We start from the raw sequence: 19,286 nt of genomic DNA on the forward strand, positions 1-19,286 counted from the left end.
CATACCCTGGTGATAGCGTTGAATATAAAGCAAGCAGCGGTTCTCCAGTACTCGGGGCCGCTGTTTAGTATGTGGAGGAAGTGTGGAGAACCGGAATCCGCATATGGTTTATTTTACAAATTTATGCGCTTTTGAGTGAGAATACTTGATAGAATAGGAGAGCTGCAGGAATTTACTCGACTAAAGGAGAGGTTTTATTGTTAAGAAGAGGATTCACACTTGTGTTCTCGATATTATTATTGTTGTCTTTTAGTATCACAGCGTTTGCATCGGAGAAAGTTAGCGGTGGGGCAGGGGGAACAACCCCTTCCGGGATTCCGCTGGCCGGTCTGGAAGCTTTTGTCGACGATTATGTAAAGGAATACATAGGAAAACATACCGTAGGTACGTCTGTTGTTATGGTGAAGGATGGCCGGGTGGTATTGTCCAAGGGGTACGGTTACGCCGATATGGAGCAGCAAATCCCTGTCTCGCCGGATACGGTAATGGAGTGGGGCTCGATCAGCAAGCTTACTGTATGGACGTCCGTGATGCAGCTGGCAGAACAAGGGAAAATTCATCTGAATACAGATATCCGCAGCTATTTGCCGGAGAATTTCCTAACTAAGCTGAAATATGATGATCCTATAACGATGCTCAATCTGATGAACCACAATGCCGGATTCGAGGAGTATATGTTTGATATGGCTTATCAATCTCCTAAGGAAGTGCGGTCGCTGGAAGAGGGGCTGCAGCTTGCCCAGCCGGCACAAATTTACAGACCCGGTGAGGCTGTAGCCTATTCGAACTATGGCAACTCCCTGGCTGCATTTATCGTGGAGAGAATCAGCGGCCAACCTTATCATGAATATGTTCAGCAGCATATCTTTGATCCTCTGGGCATGAAAGATTCCATTGCCTATTCCGTCGTAGAGGACCGCCCGGAGCTGCTGAAGCATAAAGCTAAAGGTTATTTCTTCCAAGAAGAAGGGTCCTTTACGCAGGGTTCATGGAATTATATGTCTATGTACCCTAACGGCGGGAATAACGGCACTGCTGAGGATCTGGCAAAGTTTGCGATGGCATTCCTACCGGCAGCCGGAGAACAGTCCCCCCTGTTCGAGAAACCTGAGACGCTGAACACGATGCTGGCACGGAGTTATACCTCAGCGGAAGGTATGCCGGGCAATGCACATGGGTTCTGGGAATATCCCGGACTGCACCGGACGTTAGGACACGGCGGGAATACAATTGCTTTTGCCACCAATCTGCAGATCGTCCCTGAAGACCGGTTTGCGATCGTAATTATGTCTAATCAGGCCAGTGAATCCAATATTGTTTATGGCCTGACCAAAGCAATCATAGGCATGCGTGAGAAGGCCGCCGCTGTCAATCTGCCCGATGCGTCTGAGGTTCAAGGCAAGTTTATGGCTGCGCGCCGCCCTGGACACGGCTTCATGAATCTATTTCCTTACCTTACGCTGATGAAGCTTGAGCCGCAGGGAGCAGATCAACTCCGGGTATCACTAGCAGGCATGACCGGAAGCTATAAGCAGGTACAGCCTTATCTCTATCAGAAAGTTAGCGGAGACTCGGCGCTCGATGCCTGGCCTATGCTGCATGCAACAGTCAATGATGGTAAGGTAAAGGCGATCTCAGTGTATACCACTGATTATTTGCCGCTGCCTGCCGGCAAATCGATGCCGGTGCTGCTCTTGAGTGCCGCGTTCGCGGTCCTGGTCGTCGGCTATTTCATGTTCGCCCCGTTTGTATTGCTGGTTCAGACGATCTTAAGCAAGCGGAATGCCAGAACACGCCCTGCTTCTCGTGCAGCCAGCCGCAAGCTGGCTGCAGGCCTCACCTTAACGGGCACCGGCATTGTGGTGAACAATCTGGTCCTGGCCCTGAGGATGATAAGCAATAATGAGCGTGCCTATGCAGAAGTGTATCCGCAGATTATGGTTAACTATGGACTGACTGGACTGGCGATAGTGTTCTTGGCGCCACTTCTGGTATTGGAGAAGAAAAAGCGGCCTGCTTCAACTACCCGTGACAAGTGGTCGGCCATTTTTCCTGGGGCGATGATGGTTGTTCTGGTGAGCCTGCTCGTATTCTGGCAATTCTACAGTTAAGCTGGCAGGGTATACTTGGTGTTGTTCCGGGTTGAAGTGATAAGAAGAGGTGTACCGCCAGCTATTCGTATGGCAGTGAACACCTCTTTTGTTTAAATAATAGCCTTGAAATTTGGCTGTTCCGAAATGATGAATAATTCGGAAACGTTTCCGATATATGGTCTTGTCAGGATGATTTTCGTGATATAATGCGAATAGAAATTATTCATTATATTGGGAGGTTATGGATGATGGATCGCTATAAAACACCCCTGGTTATATTGGCCGCATGTTGTACGATAATGGCTATATCAGGTTGTACGGCAGCGCAACCTGGCAATCAAGTAGAACCAAAAGTGACAGCAACTACCCAAGCAGTAAGCCCTGGGAACACAGTGGCGGCAGAACAGACTGATTTGAAATCGTCAACGGATCAGCCGGATTTTACTCAGCTGGTGAATACATACGGGAATCTGGGACTGATCGACGCTCACAATCATGATGCATCTGGTAAGCAGTTTCAAATGATGGAGGACGTATGGACGAAGTATAAAGTGCGAAATGTCATTCTTTTCGGAGACGTTTCCGAACATAGCGCAATTCTGACCGATTCTTACAGCTGGTATGCTTATCAGAGCAATCCCGACTTCTATATACCCTACTTCTCCGGCTTCGATCTCCATGATCCTGGCAGTCTTGATGTAATCAAAGACAATTTAGAAAAGGGCTATTTCGGCCTGGGCGAGATTGCTGCGGCTTCAACTCATTCTCCGGTACTTTCGAATGTTGAATGGAAGGCGAACGATCCCATGGATGGTTATCTTCCACAGATTTATGATCTGATTGCGAAATATAAGGCTCCAATTCTTTTGCATATCGATCCGCCAGGCGGAGAGCCGGTAGCCAAGCTGGAACAAGCCTTGAGCCAGCATCCGGATACAACTTTTATTTTCGCCCATATCAATGCCTACAACACTCCTGAAGAAGTCGGTCGCTTAATGGCGAAATATCCGAACCTTTACGCTGATTTTTTTGCCGGCTTCTCCGTCTACAATCCAGAAGGGGGGCTGCAGCCGGAAATCTTCATTCCTGTGATTCGAAAGTATCCAGATCGTTTTATGATTAGCACCGATTCCGGATATGGACTTGATGGCGGGGAAGAGAAGGCAATTGAGGGCATGTACCGCATGCTGTATCTGTTAGACGATCCCCAGTTAGCACAGATGATCGCCCGGGATAATCTCATGAATCTGATTCAAGTGCAGTCAGCGACAGAGACGCAGTTGAGAGCAATTAGTGAACTGGAGAAAAGCACCGGTAAGTCCTACGGAAAAAATCTAAGCAAGCTGGAGGCCGGGAAAATACTGGCTCAGGCTGATAAAGGTTGATAACATGGCGGCAACCATAAAAGACTTGTCGAAAAAGGTTGGATGCTCCATCAGCACAGTATCCCGTGCGTTAAACGGGAGCTATGGGGTACATCCCAATACCATTGAAAAGGTTAGGCAAGCTGCGAAAGAACTGGGGTATGTTCCGAATTCCGGAGCGAAACAGCTCGTGACACAGAGGAGTAACCTTATCGGAGTGTTTTTTCCTGAGTTTGGTATGGAGTCGATACGGGATTTTGAGGATTTTTTCGCGCCGCTCCGCAAGGCACTACGCATTTATCGGAAGGAAATGCTGATTTTTTCGGTACCGTTCGCAGGTTATCAGGAAGGGAGCTTACGGGAGTGGGTACATTCGCGAAGCCTGGAGGGTTGCGTGTTTCTCCAGCCTTTCTCTAAAGAGCATCCCCTCATGAAGGAAGCGCTGAAACTGCGGATTCCCTGCGTCAATTTGGGTAATAGCCTGGGACCGTGTTGCTCTCTTGTCGCCTCAGATGACTATGAGGGCGGGCGCTTAGCCGGAACGTTCTTGATCCGGCAAGGACATCGATCGATCGGCTACATTAATGGGCCGGAAGAGCTGTCCATCTGCCAGGAGCGGTACGCGGGATTTCGGGATGCTCTCCAGTCCGCAAACGTCACACATAATCCATCTTGGATTGAAGCGGGAGATTTCAGCGGACTTAGCGGGGCGAAAAGTGCTGCTCTACTACTGGAGAAGGCTCCCGATCTGACGGCAATTTGCTGCGCAAACGACTTGATGGCAATGGGAGCTATGCTGGAGTTGTACCGCAGATCCATTTCCGTTCCCGAACATGTCTCGATTATGGGCTATGATGGGGCATTTTTCACTCCTTACACCACTCCCCCGCTGTCCACAGTTCGTCACTGCTTCGAATGGATCGGTATGCATGCCGCGGAGCTTTTAATCGAACTGCTTAACGGAGGAACCGGTCGAGCAGTGCGCTTTCCGCCGGAGCTTCTTGTCCGCGAGTCTGTAAAGGCTGTGGACGAGAGGGGCCTTTGATAAAATAATGAAATTCCTGCCTATACATCTGTACAATCCAAGACAAAAAGCCCGCGCTTGGCGCGGGCTCTTCATGTTGACTATTCATCAGCAGCTAAGTAGCAGATACGATTCTAAAAAAAAGGCTTCGGTGCTAGCCGGAGTTCATATTCTGTTGTCATTTTATATGTAAGTGCAGTATGGCGTAATTCCAAGTAAAGCTCTGCCTTAGTGGCATTGATGTAGGGCTGAACAAATAAGACGCCGATGCCGAGTGCCAGCAGGCCAAGCAGAATCCATCCGATAAAGCTCAGATCAAGCACAAACATGCGGAACTTATGTCCCTTTGTCATTTGGTTGCTTAATTCTACTGCACGGTTATATCCGATATTCGGATTGTCTGCAAGGATGTAAGGTACCTGACTGTACGCGTAGGATTTAACTATTCCCGGAATGATCAGCAACAGGAACCATAAGAAATTTAAAAAACCTCTCCAGAGCATTGTTAGAACTATAGCCCAATACCGTTCCTTATGAAACGCATAGCCGATATTGCCCATACGGACTTCACCCTCGGCAGCCTGCTTGAAGTAACGCATAGAACCTACTGTGAGAGGAGAACCGATCAGGATATAAAATGCAATTCCAAGTACTGCGATTATGCTAACAATGAAAAATGCGATAACAAGAAAGGGGCCTAAAAACCCCCAATCCATGTCATGAACGGAGTTGGACCATTCTGAACGAATTGATGAAGAGCCTATTCTTTCATTCAAGCTTGGGATACCCGAGCCTTCTCCAAGTAAAACCAGTATTAAACTCACCACAAAAGCCTTCCAGTACGAAGTTCGGAGCACATCCTTAGCCCTTCGCTTTATTTCCTTACGATCCCACATTAAAACCTCTCCCTTTGTTTGCATTTTGTTCATTGACTTACAATAGATACCATAGATTATGCCAAAAAGAAACAATTAAGTTCCTTTGCACAAAAAAACCCGCGGGGGCCGCGGGCTTAACCTGATGACTATTTACCAGTTGCTCCGTTTACTCCGGTGGCAGTATAGGACAGCTGCTGCAGTATCCATGATCCGATCTGAGCTGATAGGCCAGGCAGCAGGTGGCCTTAATAGATATAGTGTTGTGTGGAGGGTTGCGGTCCGTTCTGAATCTGGGAATGATGCGGAACGGATTGCGGGGAAGTCCGAATACCTCCGGTTCGAGTTCCCAGGTCATAGCTTTGAATTGCTCAATAATAAGGTTGCGAGTGTTGTCAACAGTTGCGTTCAGGGCTTCCTCTTCCATATAGGTATATAGCTGATTATAAATATGCTTCCATAGCATTACTGCTTTTGTCTGTGTGGCATTGGCAAGAGCAAGAATAATCGGTCTAACATCATTCTTATAGAACAAACCAAGCTCATCTAGTAATACTTTCCCAGGAACATGTTTGAGGCAGAGGCCTTCCCGATTTTCATGGACATAGAAGGAGAATATGGGGAAACCCTCAGTGCGGATAAGCTGTACAGACATGTTGCTCAGGCACAAGGCATGAGCCATCGGGTGTGCAGCCGTAAGCAGTGCATATTTGGCTCCGCAAATTCCGGCGTACCAGCTGCAAAAGATGGCGGCTGCTAAACGTTTGTCCTCTGTTCCGAGCATGGAAGCATAAGTTTCGAGTAAATATTCAGCATTGGCAGGCAGGCTTAATTCGGTAAGTGAAAAAGTAACCACTGCATTCTCCGCAGCCTTCGAATAGATGAAAAATCGTTCCCCCAATTGCATGTCATCGGTTTCACACATCCTTAAATCCCCTTTATTTCGAGTTACCCTCAAAGGCTTGGAGAACCGAATCCATCGCATAGCGGTTCGCCAGCGGAGACATGCCCACGTTAAACCAATCCTTGCCCGCCATCGTATACACCTGGTTCTTCTTGACTGCATTCATGTTCTTCCACAGAGGACTATCCAGCATATCTTTATAGGTTTGCTTAATCTCAGCATTGTCCTCATTATTCAGCTGAATAATAAGGTGGTCAGGATTATACTCGGGCAAATTCTCAAGTGATATGGATAATGACGGATCTTTGGGGAAGTTAGGAATCATCTCTAGCCCAAGCGTCGTATGAATAAACTTACCGCGATCAATCTGATCCCCATAGAGGATGAGACTGTTAGGCATAACCATCATATACAACACGGTTTCGTTGCCAACCAGATCATCAAGCATCCGCTTGGCTTCAGCTTCCTGTGCTGCAAGATCTTGAATGACCTTCTCTGCAATCTCCTTCTTGCCTAGGACTTCGCCAATATCCTTCAGTTCATCACGCCAGTCATCGCGCTGTGGCAGAAGTACCGTCGGTGCGATCCCGGATAACTGATCATAGTCCTTGTCAGACCACCAGACGGGAGCAAGGATAAGATCTGGTTCAGCGGCCAATATCATTTCAAAATTCGGGGTTTCTGCAATGCCCATTTTAAGAGTATCCTTGAGCGGTTCCCGCAGATAGGTTGGCAGATCCGTATGGTAATTCTGTACTGCTATGGGTGTAACACCTAATGCTTGCAGAAACTCCGGATAGACCACGGAGAGTCCGATGACTTTGGTTGGATTGGCAGGGATTTTAATCTCGCCTTTTTCACTTTTCACTACACGAATGTCCGCTGCAGCTGAGGCGGTATTCTCGGCCTGTCCACTGTTATTTGAGCAAGCTGCCATTACCAATACCAGCACAATAGCCATACAGAACGCGATTCCTGTTCTTATCTGTTTCATTTATTATGTAACCTCCTGATTTTTGATACCTTAAATCTCACTTGCGAGTGAGAATCAATATCATTGTTAGGAGTATAAAACAATCTTTCAGATCCGACTATTGACAATCTCGCCAACATTTTATGTTCGATTACGCCAAAGAGACAACGCCAGGTCGAGTATCAGCTCCTGTGTGAACGATGTATACTCTGTCCATGGGAAGGGAGGGAGATGGTCAATACGCGAATATCCGGCGGGATCAGAATGCTTCCACGACTCCCTGTCCCGGAGTTCAGACCAGACGGCCTGCGATTGGACATCCTCATCCACAATCAACAGGAGCCTGTCCGCATCCGCAGAGTCCAGCTCTTCCAGCGTCAATGTCTGATGGTTAAGCTTGCGGTTAACAACGGACGCCGGGAGCAGATGCAGATCATCGTAGAGCACTTCACCCAAGCTTCGATTAGACATTACGGTAATCTTCTGAGCGGTTATTCGGGCAATAAGAAGCTTGTCCTTAGTGAGTTCATGATCTAAGTCTGCCCGGACAGCCTCGGCTTTGCGCTCATATTTGTCTAACCATGCCGCCGTTTCCTTTGACTTGCCCAGGCATTTTCCGATGAATCTTAATTGCGTCCGCCAATCCCTTCGGAGCCAGGACACGAGATATGTGGGTGCAAGCTCTTGAAGCTGCTGATGTATGTCTGCACTTAATGATTGCTCCAGCCCCAAAATATAATCAGGTTGGAGGAAGGTGAGCTGCTGTATTCGGGCATTGTCATCCTGTGCAAGAGGAAGTACCGCACCAGGCTCATATTTACGGCGGTAATACTCAGTCCAAGGATGGTCAGCCGGAGCTGCGCAAGGAATAATATTCAAGGTAAGCAGTGCCCCAATCAGGCTGCCGTGGTAAGCAACAATTTTCAGCTTGGCGTTTCGCATGAATGTTGCCGGAGCTACACCGGTAATTTGCTTGAACTTCCGCCGGAAATAAGGGATGTCCTTATAACCGATGTAAGTTGCGATATCCTTCAAATCATAATTCGTTTGCGGCAGCATAAGGCTCCTTGCTTGTCGGATACGGAATTCGGTCAGGTATTCAATCGCACTGATACCATATTTCTGCTTAAACAGTCTGATGAAATGCCTTTCGCTGGTGCCTGCCTCGCCTGCCAGCAGACGGATGGTGAGCTCTTCGCGGTAGTGTTGCTCTATATATGTCTTTACCCGCTCCATCACAGCGTCTGTATCGCTTGGCTGAAGCTGGCCGGCATCGCTAAGCAGACTATACAGCAGCTCATAGAATCCGCTCTGGGCACGCAGCCGCTGCAAGGGATTTATGCTTTCCATGGAAGCGGCTATGACCTCACAGTATTTGCTGTATGTAATAGTTGATGAAATCGCTGCTTCTCCTTCCAAGGGGAAGGGAATATGTAGCTCCGATGAGCTTGTCTGTTCCTGATGTTCAGGCAGATCACGCCGACCAAATACGTCAAACCGAAGAATGTATAACCTCTGGTCTCCTGAACCCTCTAGACGGGCTTCGATCAACTGCCCCGGCAGGCATACAAACACAAATCCCGCTCTGAGTTCAGCGTATTTTCCATCTACCGTTATCCAACCCCGGCCAAATATTGGAATCAGGAGCACATGCGATTCAAGAAATTGCAGCCGAAGTGACCACTCTCCCTTGGGATTGTTGTTCTGTGTGATGCTTCGAAGCCTGAACCACATTTGATCAATCTGTCCGAATCTTCCCGCTGGCGGTATGCCATCCTTACTGATCATTCATCGCCACCACTTTCCAATATACAGCAACTCGCAAATACTAGCATCTGAGGCCGCGAGCCACTGAGATAAGATATCCTTTTCCCGGTTGAAGCCTACGAATCTCTGAGCAGAATATCTGCTGTAGTGAGAGATTCATGCTGCACACTACTTTCCATTCAAAATGGTAACAAAAACGGGACACTTATAATCTATTCGTATATTATACTATTTTTTAATCCGTAACTAACTACAAGCTCTGGTTAAGCATTGAAAAGAGATTCAACGAAGGGACGAAGCTGAATAGTTCAGGTCTTCAATATTTGGACAGCTTGCATACAGGCTTCATAATCATGCGGATCCAATAAGCAAATACAGTCGTCCCGGTCCATGAGCTGCGCTTATTCTGTAAGTATTGATCGTTGATAATATAAGTCCTGGTGGAGGCAGGGCTCTTCAAACCGAGCTTTTCCCACTCCGCCGGGTCATTCGAACCTCCGAGCCGTTCAAGCATTTTTTCCGACGCACTATTTACTTTAGAAGGAATTTGCTCGTAGGCTTCGGTGATTTGCGCATGAAATTCGTCGATCGGATTACGGCTGGCAAGGCTCTCCAAATGGATGCTCTCGCGAAGGTAAGAAATATACGCAAGATGTTCAGCCCAGAACTCGTCGATATAAAAAAGCCTGACTCGCTGCTCCGAAGGACTCATCGGCTTCTCGCCTTTCAAAATTCGGAGCCGCTCCTCGTAAAGAAGCCGCCTCTGATCTTCCACCATATCTGAATAGCAATTCAGTTCCTTGTGGATATCGAAGTTTTGACCCATAACAATACGCTGAATACTTGTGATCTTGCTGCTGAGTACTGGCTCTTCAAGAGCCTCATCCTGCTTTCGATCGCGAACCGCTTTGTGGATGCCGAAGCGAAGCAGCAACTCGTCCTCCATACTTACATAAAAAACGGATGCTCCCGGGTCGCCTTGGCGGCCGGAACGCCCGCGCAACTGGTCGTCGATCCGCACGCTTTCGTTCACATGGGTGCCAATTACGTATAACCCGCCCAGCTTAGCGACTGCCTCTGCTTGCGCGGGGTCGCCGCCGCCGAGCCGGATGTCGACGCCGCGCCCCGCCATATTTGTAGACACCGTCACTGCGCCGGTTTCTCCCGCTTTGGAGATGATATCGGCTTCTTCCGCGTCGTTTTTCGCATTCAGAACATGGCAAGGTACACCGGCAGCCGCTAACGCCTCAGCCAGCATGGCTGACTCTTCGACGCTTGACGTACCCATGAGAATTGGACGTCCCGTTTGATGAACGGATGAGATTTCTTGTACGAGTGCCTTAAGCTTGGCTTCTTTATGGGTATAGATCCTGTGCGGATGGTCGATACGGATATTTGGCCGGTTCGGCGGGATTTGCACGACCTGCAGCGCATAAATATCTTGGAAGTCCAGTGCGGAAGCATGCGCAGTAGCCGTCATTCCGCAAATCTGCGGATACAGGCTGATAAAGTGTTGAATGGTGATCGTCCCGAGAATTTTTCCGCTGTTCGTGGAGGACAGCCCTTCTTTGGCCGTAAGTGCCGCTTGCAGCCCGTCCGGCAAATACCGGTTCTCCGCCACGCGGCCGGTGTATTCTTCGATCAGCTCGATTTTGCCGTCCCGGACGATATAATCGATGTCTTTTATTAATAACGATTCCGCATGCAATGCGCAATTTAATGACGTCAGCAAGTGACTGTTGTGAATATCGTACAAATTTCCGCATCCCAGCAGCGATTCCGCTTTCTCAGCGCCTGCTTCATTCAAGTAAACGTTCCGCTGGAACTCGTCGAAGTCGTAATGCTCTGCTTGCTTGAGCTGCCGGGCCACTTCTGCGAAGCGAAAGCTGTCGCTCCTGGAAGAGGCTGAATCGCCGCTGATGACTAACGGCACCCGCGCTTCGTCGAGCAGCAGCGAATCCGCTTCGTCGACGATAACGTAGTGGAAAGGACGATGCACGGTAGCGGCTTCACTTAGTGCAATGGTATCGCGCAAGTAATCGAACCCCGCTGTTTTAGCCGTAACATAGGTTATATCCTTGGCGTATGCTTCCCGTTTCTCGTACAGGCTCATGCCTGCTTGAACCGAGTTTACCGTTAACCCGAGAAAACGATAGACCGGGCCCATCCAATCCGCATCCCGCTTAGCCAAATAATCGTTAAAAGTTAGCACATGAACGCCTTTGCCGGTCAGTGCATTTAGATATGCAGGCATAACAGCAGAGAGTGTTTTTCCTTCACCGGTATGCTGCTCGATTAAATTTCTCTCGTGCAGAGCGATGGCAGCCATAATCTGGACATCATAAGGCTGTAGTCCGAGCGTTCTCTTGGCTGCCTCGCAGACTAACGCATAAGCATCGACAAGCAGTTCGTCCAATGGTGTACCCGAACGGGCTTCTTTTTGCAGCCGGAGGGATTCCGCTTGGAGTTGCTCGTCATCCCAGGCTCCCATATTCCGTTTCCTAATGAGCTCCGTTTTGTCCCGGTAGACCTTGAGCTTATTCTGGTTATCAAAGTTTTTGAATTTTTGCATGAACTTGACGGCTATATTCATAATAATTTGATCTCCCCTCGGTAGATATACGCTTAGTTTTGAACAACTTTTGCGCTGATCTGTTGCCTACCCGTTTAATAGAATCAGATGTAGCTAATCCGAAAGTGATTAAAGTATAAGGTAAAACAAAGGCAATGTACTGAGGAACTATGTGGTTGGAAGGAATGGAGAACTTAGAGGTAGTTCCCAGTTATTGGTTGTGAGTGATTGTAACTTATGGATTTCACAATGTAAATACTATATTGCATTCTTGGGAAGCTTCCTAGAATCAAATAGTAGAAAGCCAAGGGATCCCAATCCAGCTCGGAGGCTATTTCTGTTGCGATGCGGATGTTATTGGTTTAAACATGGCCTATAGTTTTATATAGATGGTAAGGATAACATTACAGGTTAAACCATTCTGGTGTACAAAAAAGGAGCATTCCCTTACGGGGAACGCTCCTTTTTTGTATCTCTCAACGAACCAATATTTTACCTTCACCAGCCAGTGTGCGCAGCATTTTTGGAAGGCGATCCTTGTCAGCTTCAGGAATGTCCAATTGAATGCCGTAGTGAAAGGTATCAGATTCCTCCGTATACCATCTCAAAGTTCCTTCTAAGTACATGGATTCTGAGGAGAGGGCCATATCCATGCCTATGCGCACCAGGTTAACATCCGGATTAATGTTCAAAGGAATCGATAATCGGCATCCCGAACGGCTAATGTCATACAGTTGGGCACTTACGGGTTTGGGGGGGACGGGGATTCCGTTAATGGTAAGAATATGTAGATCAAATGTAGCAGGTTCTTTTAGAGTATAACGAAAAGGTTCAGTTCTGCGGTTTCCGTTCATATGCTCCTCCATACTTTTCCATGTGTATTTAAAATTTATCGACACGGAAGCAGGATTAGTGAAGAGCTATAATCCCGGTGGTCCCAAGTTTAAGCCGTCATGCCACAGGCTGGCTGAATAGCACTTGGCATATCGCTTGATAAAAAATGTCGTGTATCTGACAAAAGGAAGAAATATCAAGAATCTATTGACAATAACATAGTTATCCTATAGGATTTAAAAAAGACAACTGACTGACGAATCAATCGGGAGGGGGAGATGGATTGCCCATAGGTGAAAACAACGAAAACATAGATCGCAGAACTCAGCTGATGCAGATCGCTTTGGAGAAGTTTGCCAGGCTGGGATATCATCAGACGAAAATATCAGACATCGTTCAAGAAGCGGGTGTAGCGCAAGGAACCTTTTACTGGCACTTTAAGAGCAAGGAAGCCATTGCGCTGGAGATTATCGAAACGGGCAAGGAACAGCTGCTGCAAGTGATTGCCCAAGGGTATCGTCAAGATCCGGGAGATATAACGGATATGGTAAAAGCTTCAGAAGCACTGTTCCACCGGTTGTTCATTTTCGCCGCAGAGAACCGCCATCTTATGGAGATCCTCCTGATGGGAAATGGAGCCGATCAAACGATAAGGAAGCGTATTTCGGCTACCCGGAATGCGATGGAGCAAGCTTTTCGCCGCAATATAGAAAGAGCGATAGAGCTGCAAATGCTGCCTGAGGGTATAGAGGTTGAGCTTCGCGCTGCTCTGTTGATGAGTATGTGTGACGGCTTGCTCTCACGCTGGTTATTTGGTTCCGAAGATATTCATTCTAAGGTTGCAGAGGCTTCGGCACAGCAATTAGCGAGGGAATTGGCCAGTTTCGAATTTTACGGATTGTTGGGAAAAATATAGATATAGGGAGAGAAACAATAATGATAAAACGTAAATTTGCTATGGTTACAATAACTGCTCTGGCAGTGTTCGGTCTGGTTCTAAGCGCTTGCGGTGGGAATTCAGACTCGGGAACTACGGCTGCGAATGAACTGGAACAAATTAAAAAAGCGGGCGTGATCAAGGTCGGTACCATGGGAACCTATCCGCCGTATACCTTTTTAAATGACAAGAAAGAAGTAGACGGTTTTGACCCTGATATCGCCAAGGAAATTGCCAAACGTCTTGGAGTGACAGCAGAATTCACGACTCAGGATTTCTCCGGGCTGATCCCAAGTCTGCAAGCGGAGAAATTCGACATCGTGATTAGCCAGGTTACAATTACTGATGAACGTAAGAAGCAAATTGATTTCACGGATTCTTACATCACGAACAATGTCAAAATTATCGTCAATACTAAAAATACTGATATCACAAAGCTGGAAGATTTCAAAGGGAAAACGATTGGGGTGGGGCTCGGAACGAACGATGAAACCTACCTGCGTACCGAAGTGCTGCCAAAAGTAGGTGATTTCAAGATCAAGACGTATGATGATGTGATTACCTCACTGAAGGATCTGGATGCAGGACGGATTGATGCGACCATTAATAATCTGTATGCCTTGAAACCGATTGTGGATGAGAATGGCTTCCAGATTAAAGCGGTGGGCGAACCAATCAAATCCGATATGGCGGGTGTTGCTCTTCGCCAGGATAATGCAGAGCTTCGGGATGCCATGAATAAAGCCTTGGCAGATATGAAGGCAGACGGCACATACGACACTCTTTTTCAGAAATGGTTCAATGAAACACCTGCAAAATAAATGTTGGAGCGTGCGCCTTACGGCGGGAAGGGGGTAGGTTTAATGCAACTCGTATTCGACAATCTGCCCTTCTTGCTGAAGGGCGCCGGTTACACTTTACTGTTGACGATTGTCTCTATGTTCTTCGGTCTGATGATCGGACTAGTGGTAGCAATCGCCCGCCTCAAAGGGAATCCGCCGATTCGGTGGATTGCCCGTTTCTATGTATCGGTCATCCGCGGGACACCGCTCCTTGTTCAGATTGTTATCATATATTATGGACTTGTAGATTACGGGATTACGCTTGGTTCCCTGACAGCAGCCTATATTGCGCTCAGTGTAAATGCCGGGGCTTACTTGTCTGAGACGTTCCGTGGAGCCATTCTGTCGGTTCCGAAGGGACAACTGGAGGCTGCTTATTCAACCGGAATGACGCCATGGCAGGCGATGCGCAGAATTGTGCTGCCGCAGGCCATGCGTATTGCTATTCCACCTATGGGAAATACGTTCATTGGTATGCTGAAGGAGACCTCACTCGTTTCAGTAATCACGGTCAGCGAACTCCTGCGTCAAGCACAGCTTCTCATTGCCCAGTATTATCAATATATGCCTTTTTATCTGGGGATCGGTGTGATGTATTGGATTATGAGTACAGGGCTGGCCTTCATCCTGGAGCGGTTCGAACGCAGATTGGCCAAAGCTTATTGAACATGGAGATGACGTTAACATGATAACGACTACAGGCTTATCGAAGCATTTTCAGGATCATGAAGTGCTGAAGGGCATTAATATACAAGTGGCAGCACAGGATATTGTCGTTGTCCTGGGACCGAGCGGTTCCGGCAAAAGCACATTACTTCGCTGCTTAAATGGTTTGGAGGACATCTCAGGCGGCAGCTTTGAAGTAAATGGGATTGTGGTAGATGCCACTGCCTCCAGACGTTTGCGTCAGCAGGCCACCCGGAATATCCGTAAGCAGAGCGGGATGGTGTTCCAGCAATTTAATCTATATCCGCACAAAACAGCGCTCGGCAATGTGATTGAAGGTCTGATCACCGTGAAGAAGCTGCCGAAGGAACAGGCTGTAGCTATAGGCCGGAAGCTTCTGGACCGCGTTGGACTGGCAGATCGTGAAGAATATTATCCTTCCCGGCTCTCCGGCGGGCAGCAACAAAGAGTGGCGATTGCCCGTTCTCTGGCGATGGAACCCGCAGTAATGTTATTCGATGAACCCACTTCTGCGCTTGATCCTGAGCTTGTGGGTGAGGTGCTGAGCGTGATGCGTGAGCTGGCTCAGGAGGGAATGACTATGCTGGTCGTATCACACGAGATGAAGTTTGCCCGTGAAGTGGCGACCAAAATCATTTTAATGGCAGACGGTCATATTATCGAGGAAGCGGCTCCGCAGCGGTTTTTTGAAGATCCCCAGGAGGAACGGACACGCAGATTCTTGCATCAAATCAACGAAATTTAAGGAAGAAGGTAAATATAATGAAAGTATCGACCATTTGGAAAGGCAAACGGATGTTTGATTCAACCGGTCCTTCCGGCTATTCCGTGGGGATGGATGCAACTCCTAAATACGGCGGTAACGGCGAAGGCATGACTCCGATGGAATTGCTGCTAGCAGGGTTAGGAGGCTGCATGGGTATCGATATCACAATGATTTTGGACCGGTTCCTACCGGAAATCACACGACTCGAAATTGAAGCAGATGGAACCCGCAAGGAAGCGAATCCTTCCGGATTTACAGCGATTGATCTGTTTTTTCATATTGATGGGAATGTCCCCGATTACCGGCTCTGGAAAGCCATCCTGATGGCTGAGGAGAAGTACTGTGCCGTCTCGGATTCGCTTAAGGCAGAGATTCACCCCCATCTAATCCTCAATGGAGTGGAAGTAGAGAAACCAGAGAAAACAAGCTAAGGCTTGGATTGGACTGAACCAAGAGCTTTATGTGTACTCAATGTCTCCCATGCCTAAATCCTGCAAAGCGAGAGGATACATCACACGAAGCTGCTCTGTAACTACTATCCGACCCGCTTCGGCTCATTTGTGAGACGACTGTTGACTTGAGATATTTCTTGGCATTCTGTACGAACCCTACATGGATATAACTCCAGCACAAAAGGCCCGCGCATGGCGCGGGCTCTTTGTGTTGACTATTCCCCCGTAGCCACCTGATTCTCCTCATAACTAATCCAGTCACTCCAGCTGGATCACTATCAAAACTTCTTTCAGAGATAACTCTTGAACGCCGCGTCGTTTTTCGCATTCAGAAAATGACAAGGTACGCCGGCAGCCGCTAGCGCCTCTGCCATGCTGGCAGCCGCTAGCGCCTCTGCCATGCTGGCAGCCGCTAGCGCCTCTGCCAGCATGGCAGACTCCTCGACGCTTGAAGTGCCAATGAGAGTTGGACGTCCCGCCCTATGGATGGACGTGATTTCTTGTACAAGCCCCTTGAGTTTGGCTTTTTTTTGGGTGTAAATCCGGTGCGGGTCAAGCTGATTACGCAAAACAGGAAGGAATATGATGATGGCAAGCTGTTTGACACACTGTCTGACCCGGAGGTATGGCGCATGCTCACCAAGCGGACCCGGCAAAGATTGCAAGCTTGATCAAGCTGAACGTAATATCGGATGACAAAATCAGGCATACCTGTTCTTTAAAGACCGTCACATTGTTGCAAGTAGATAAACAATAGGCAGATGGAATCGTTTGCGCTAAAATAAGAGATATGATGCGGAAGCGTTGCGGGAGGTATAGCAATAACCTCTAGAATAAGGGACATGGCGCGGATACTGTGAATTTGATGAAAGCGTTTAACTATTAAGAGGAGGAGACTGGATGATCAAGAATTGGATTTACAAGTGCAGTTGCTGGGGACTTATAGCATTATTAATGTTAGCACTCACAGGTTGTATGAAAGAACAGGAGCCAACCGCTGTTCAGCCTTCGCCAACCCTGGAGGGAAATGCTGCTCCAGATGAAACCAAAGGTACAGTGAGCATAGAGAAACTCGGGGAACGGAGAATCTTTGTTTACCTGCCGCCTGGTTATGAAACCGGCGAAGACCGTTATCCTGTAGTGTATATGAACGACGGGCGGAATGTGTTTAATACCGGCACCAGTTCTTTTAATAAAGAATGGCTGGTTGACAAGAAGGTAGACCAGCTTGTTAAAGACGGCAAGATGGAGAAGGTAATTGTAATTGCAGTCGATGCAGGCGAAGGCTCAGACCGGGGGAATGAGTATGTCCCTTTCCCTAATGATTCTATTCCTACGGATGGAACCGGGGCGGAGGAATTTACCCGCTATTTTATTGAAACCGTCATTCCCTTTGCGGATTCAACATACAGAACGATCCCAGACAGGGACCACCGGATGATCATGGGCTCTTCATTTGGCGGAGTGCAGGCGTTCTGGATGGGCTATCACCATCCTGAGACTTTCTCGATGATCGGTGCGCTGTCCGCCTCCACATGGGTAGCTAACGGACAAGCGTATGAAGATTGGGCGCAAGAAACCGGAAAGCCGGATGTGAAGATTTGGCTGGATATGGGAGCTGAGGAAGAAATGGTAATCGATCCACTGGTAGATTTACTTTTGTCGAAGGGATTTAAATATGGGCAGGATTTATTTTTTCAGATGGATCCTATTGGTGAGCATAACGAGATTTCCTGGTCCAGACGAGTACATAGTCCACTGATCATGTTCGCCGGGAAAGCACCCGGTCAAGCGGTTAAGCTGGAAGTAAGCGACTATTTGTCAATTTCAGGGATGGGGGAATCTTATCTCCGCCTCAATCCGGTAGCAACCATGGACAATGAAATGGATTATTCTGTCTCCTTCGAAGCCTCATACAAGGTGCTGAATTCCGAGGTTGGACAGGTGGATCCATCAGGGAAAGTGACCTTTTTGAAACAGGAAGATTTGCGTGTTGAAGTTACATATCAAGGGATGACTCAGTTGTATGACATAGATAATGATCGTTAGGCAACCCTTGGCATTACACCCAAAGTCAACAGTAGTTGTGTACAAGAAGTTCCGATCTTCTCTGTCATGCAACAAGTCATCCGCGTCATTTTACCGCCCGACGATACCCAAGCATTCAACACCAGCCTATTTCAGTTGCTATCGAGTCGATGTTTCTAGGTATTTTGCAACTATTTTCTTCGACTTCTTATTTGCAGATTGTTTGCAAAAGAACCCAAAAAGGACTGAAGAGGGTGACTAAGTTCGACCCTCTTACAGTCCATAAACCTGTTTCTCAAAGTTCCTCGTGGTTCTTATTCTTCCCAAGTAGCCACTGCATTCTCCTCATACGAAATCCAATCACTCCAGCTTCCCGCATACAGCCGCACATTTGTATACCCGGCCTTTTCGAGCGCCAGCACATTCGGGCAGGCGCTCACGCCGGACGCGCAGTATACCACGATCTCCGCTTCTTCGTCGATTCCTTCGAAGTGCTTCTCCAGTTCCTCCGCGCTTTTCTACGAGCCGTCTTCGTTCAGCAGGTCTTTCCAGAAGAAATTGACCGCTCCCGGAATATGGACGCCGACCGGGTCCAACGTCTCGCTTCGCACCTGATCGAATGAGCCGCTTCGGGCTTCGACAGATCCTCCGGAATCCAGATGCGTTCCACGCTGTCTTGAACGTCCGGACTGACTGGACGACTCCGCGACACCAACCACATACGATCGCCTTGTCGAGGCAGGCTTCTTACGTCCCTATAAATTCGTCTAGAAAAGAATAAAAAAGGTCGGGATCGCTCACATGCACATTATGATCCGAACCCGGCATTTCGCGCGCGGTACAGTCGGCAATCCGGGCCTGCGCCTTTTCCCAGACTTCGTCCGGCATACTTTCGCCGTCACGCGCCCGAACCAGCAGCACGGGACACGTAATCTCGGACAGCCGCCCGTACCAGTCGACGTTGTAGGCAATGTTCGCAGCCATGGCTTGACCGCTGAACATCATTCGGTAGCCGTCGGGCGTTTCGATCAGACTGTTCATGAAATAATCGACTGCAAAAACGCTCTCCAGCTCCTCGCGCATAAATTGACGGGCTTCGGCAAGATCGGAAAACGGAAGCGGCCAACCGCCCGTCAACGGATCTATATGAGAAATCTCTTCCAGCGGC

16 protein-coding genes and 2 pseudogenes are annotated in these 19,286 nt (G+C 48.1%); 9 read left to right on the forward strand and 9 right to left on the reverse strand.

All coding sequences use genetic code 11. The features are described 5' to 3' along the window. Positions 1–197: 197 nt before the first annotated feature. The 3 genes from AQR02_RS09595 (at position 198) to AQR02_RS09605 (ending at position 4,502) form a co-directional block, all read left to right on the forward strand. Positions 198–2,111, forward strand: a complete 1,914-nt coding sequence (locus AQR02_RS09595; protein WP_159067720.1) for a serine hydrolase domain-containing protein — start codon at positions 198–200, stop codon at positions 2,109–2,111. Between the two features lie 395 nt (positions 2,112–2,506). Next, positions 2,507–3,478: an amidohydrolase family protein gene (locus AQR02_RS09600; RefSeq protein ID WP_245237271.1), complete on the forward strand. Its 972-nt coding sequence runs from the start codon at positions 2,507–2,509 to the stop codon at positions 3,476–3,478. Between the two features lie 4 nt (positions 3,479–3,482). Further along, positions 3,483–4,502, forward strand: a complete 1,020-nt coding sequence (locus AQR02_RS09605) for a LacI family DNA-binding transcriptional regulator (protein WP_054940374.1) — start codon at positions 3,483–3,485, stop codon at positions 4,500–4,502. Between the two features lie 113 nt (positions 4,503–4,615). Here AQR02_RS09605 and AQR02_RS09610 read toward each other — a convergent pair whose 3' ends face one another. The 6 genes from AQR02_RS09610 to AQR02_RS09635 all read right to left on the reverse strand — a co-directional run bounded on the left by AQR02_RS09610 (position 4,616) and on the right by AQR02_RS09635 (position 12,426). Then, positions 4,616–5,410, reverse strand: a complete 795-nt coding sequence (locus AQR02_RS09610; protein ID WP_209444137.1) for a DUF975 family protein — start codon at positions 5,408–5,410, stop codon at positions 4,616–4,618. Between the two features lie 115 nt (positions 5,411–5,525). Then, complete coding sequence (locus AQR02_RS09615; protein WP_054940376.1) at positions 5,526–6,281, reverse strand: (2Fe-2S)-binding protein; 756 nt, start codon at positions 6,279–6,281, stop codon at positions 5,526–5,528. 13 nt (positions 6,282–6,294) lie between these two features. After that, positions 6,295–7,254, reverse strand: coding sequence for an ABC transporter substrate-binding protein (locus tag AQR02_RS09620; protein ID WP_108721992.1), 960 nt, complete (start codon positions 7,252–7,254; stop codon positions 6,295–6,297). A gap of 120 nt (positions 7,255–7,374) precedes the next feature. After that, positions 7,375–9,021 (reverse strand): AraC family transcriptional regulator, encoded by a 1,647-nt coding sequence (locus AQR02_RS09625; RefSeq protein WP_054940377.1) that lies wholly within the window; start codon positions 9,019–9,021, stop codon positions 7,375–7,377. Positions 9,022–9,316: 295 nt separating this feature from the next. After that, a complete protein-coding gene (gene secA2, locus AQR02_RS09630; protein WP_054940378.1) occupies positions 9,317–11,593 on the reverse strand; it encodes an accessory Sec system translocase SecA2 in 2,277 nt (758 codons plus the stop codon). Between the two features lie 455 nt (positions 11,594–12,048). Continuing rightward, positions 12,049–12,426, reverse strand: a complete 378-nt coding sequence (locus AQR02_RS09635; RefSeq protein ID WP_054940379.1) for a PilZ domain-containing protein — start codon at positions 12,424–12,426, stop codon at positions 12,049–12,051. 311 nt (positions 12,427–12,737) lie between these two features. On the opposite strand from AQR02_RS09635, the gene AQR02_RS09640 reads away from it, so the two are divergent. Genes AQR02_RS09640 through AQR02_RS09660 form a run of 5 tightly spaced genes read left to right on the forward strand, consistent with a single transcriptional unit; the run spans position 12,738 to position 16,069 of the window. Next, positions 12,738–13,322 carry a TetR/AcrR family transcriptional regulator gene (locus AQR02_RS09640; protein ID WP_082451954.1) on the forward strand — a complete coding sequence of 195 codons (585 nt, stop codon included), beginning with the start codon at positions 12,738–12,740 and terminating at the stop codon, positions 13,320–13,322. 20 nt (positions 13,323–13,342) lie between these two features. Next, positions 13,343–14,164 carry a substrate-binding periplasmic protein gene (locus tag AQR02_RS09645; RefSeq protein WP_054940380.1) on the forward strand — a complete coding sequence of 274 codons (822 nt, stop codon included), beginning with the start codon at positions 13,343–13,345 and terminating at the stop codon, positions 14,162–14,164. A gap of 42 nt (positions 14,165–14,206) precedes the next feature. Next, entirely contained in the window at positions 14,207–14,851 is a 645-nt protein-coding gene (locus AQR02_RS09650; RefSeq protein WP_054940381.1) for an amino acid ABC transporter permease, read from the forward strand. 19 nt (positions 14,852–14,870) lie between these two features. Next, positions 14,871–15,617 (forward strand): amino acid ABC transporter ATP-binding protein, encoded by a 747-nt coding sequence (locus AQR02_RS09655; protein WP_054940382.1) that lies wholly within the window; start codon positions 14,871–14,873, stop codon positions 15,615–15,617. A 17-nt stretch (positions 15,618–15,634) separates the two neighbouring features. Then, positions 15,635–16,069: an OsmC family protein gene (locus AQR02_RS09660; protein ID WP_054940383.1), complete on the forward strand. Its 435-nt coding sequence runs from the start codon at positions 15,635–15,637 to the stop codon at positions 16,067–16,069. 332 nt (positions 16,070–16,401) lie between these two features. Here AQR02_RS09660 and AQR02_RS35500 read toward each other — a convergent pair. Continuing rightward, positions 16,402–16,641, reverse strand: a pseudogene (locus AQR02_RS35500) (preprotein translocase subunit SecA); the annotation flags it as partial. 424 nt (positions 16,642–17,065) lie between these two features. Here AQR02_RS35500 and AQR02_RS09670 point away from each other — a divergent pair. Beyond that, complete coding sequence (locus tag AQR02_RS09670) at positions 17,066–18,139, forward strand: alpha/beta hydrolase (RefSeq protein ID WP_209444138.1); 1,074 nt, start codon at positions 17,066–17,068, stop codon at positions 18,137–18,139. Between the two features lie 293 nt (positions 18,140–18,432). On the opposite strand, the pseudogene AQR02_RS31190 reads toward AQR02_RS09670, so the two are convergent. Both AQR02_RS31190 and AQR02_RS33905 read right to left on the reverse strand, forming a co-directional pair. Then, a pseudogene (locus AQR02_RS31190) lies at positions 18,433–18,720 on the reverse strand (sulfurtransferase); the annotation flags it as partial. A 145-nt stretch (positions 18,721–18,865) separates the two neighbouring features. Beyond that, positions 18,866–19,286, reverse strand: a 421-nt coding sequence (locus AQR02_RS33905; RefSeq protein ID WP_245237272.1) for an alpha/beta fold hydrolase, incomplete at its 5' end; no start/stop codon positions are given.

The organism is Paenibacillus ihuae (genome assembly GCF_001368795.1).
Taxonomy (GTDB): domain Bacteria; phylum Bacillota; class Bacilli; order Paenibacillales; family Paenibacillaceae; genus Paenibacillus_AQ; species Paenibacillus_AQ ihuae.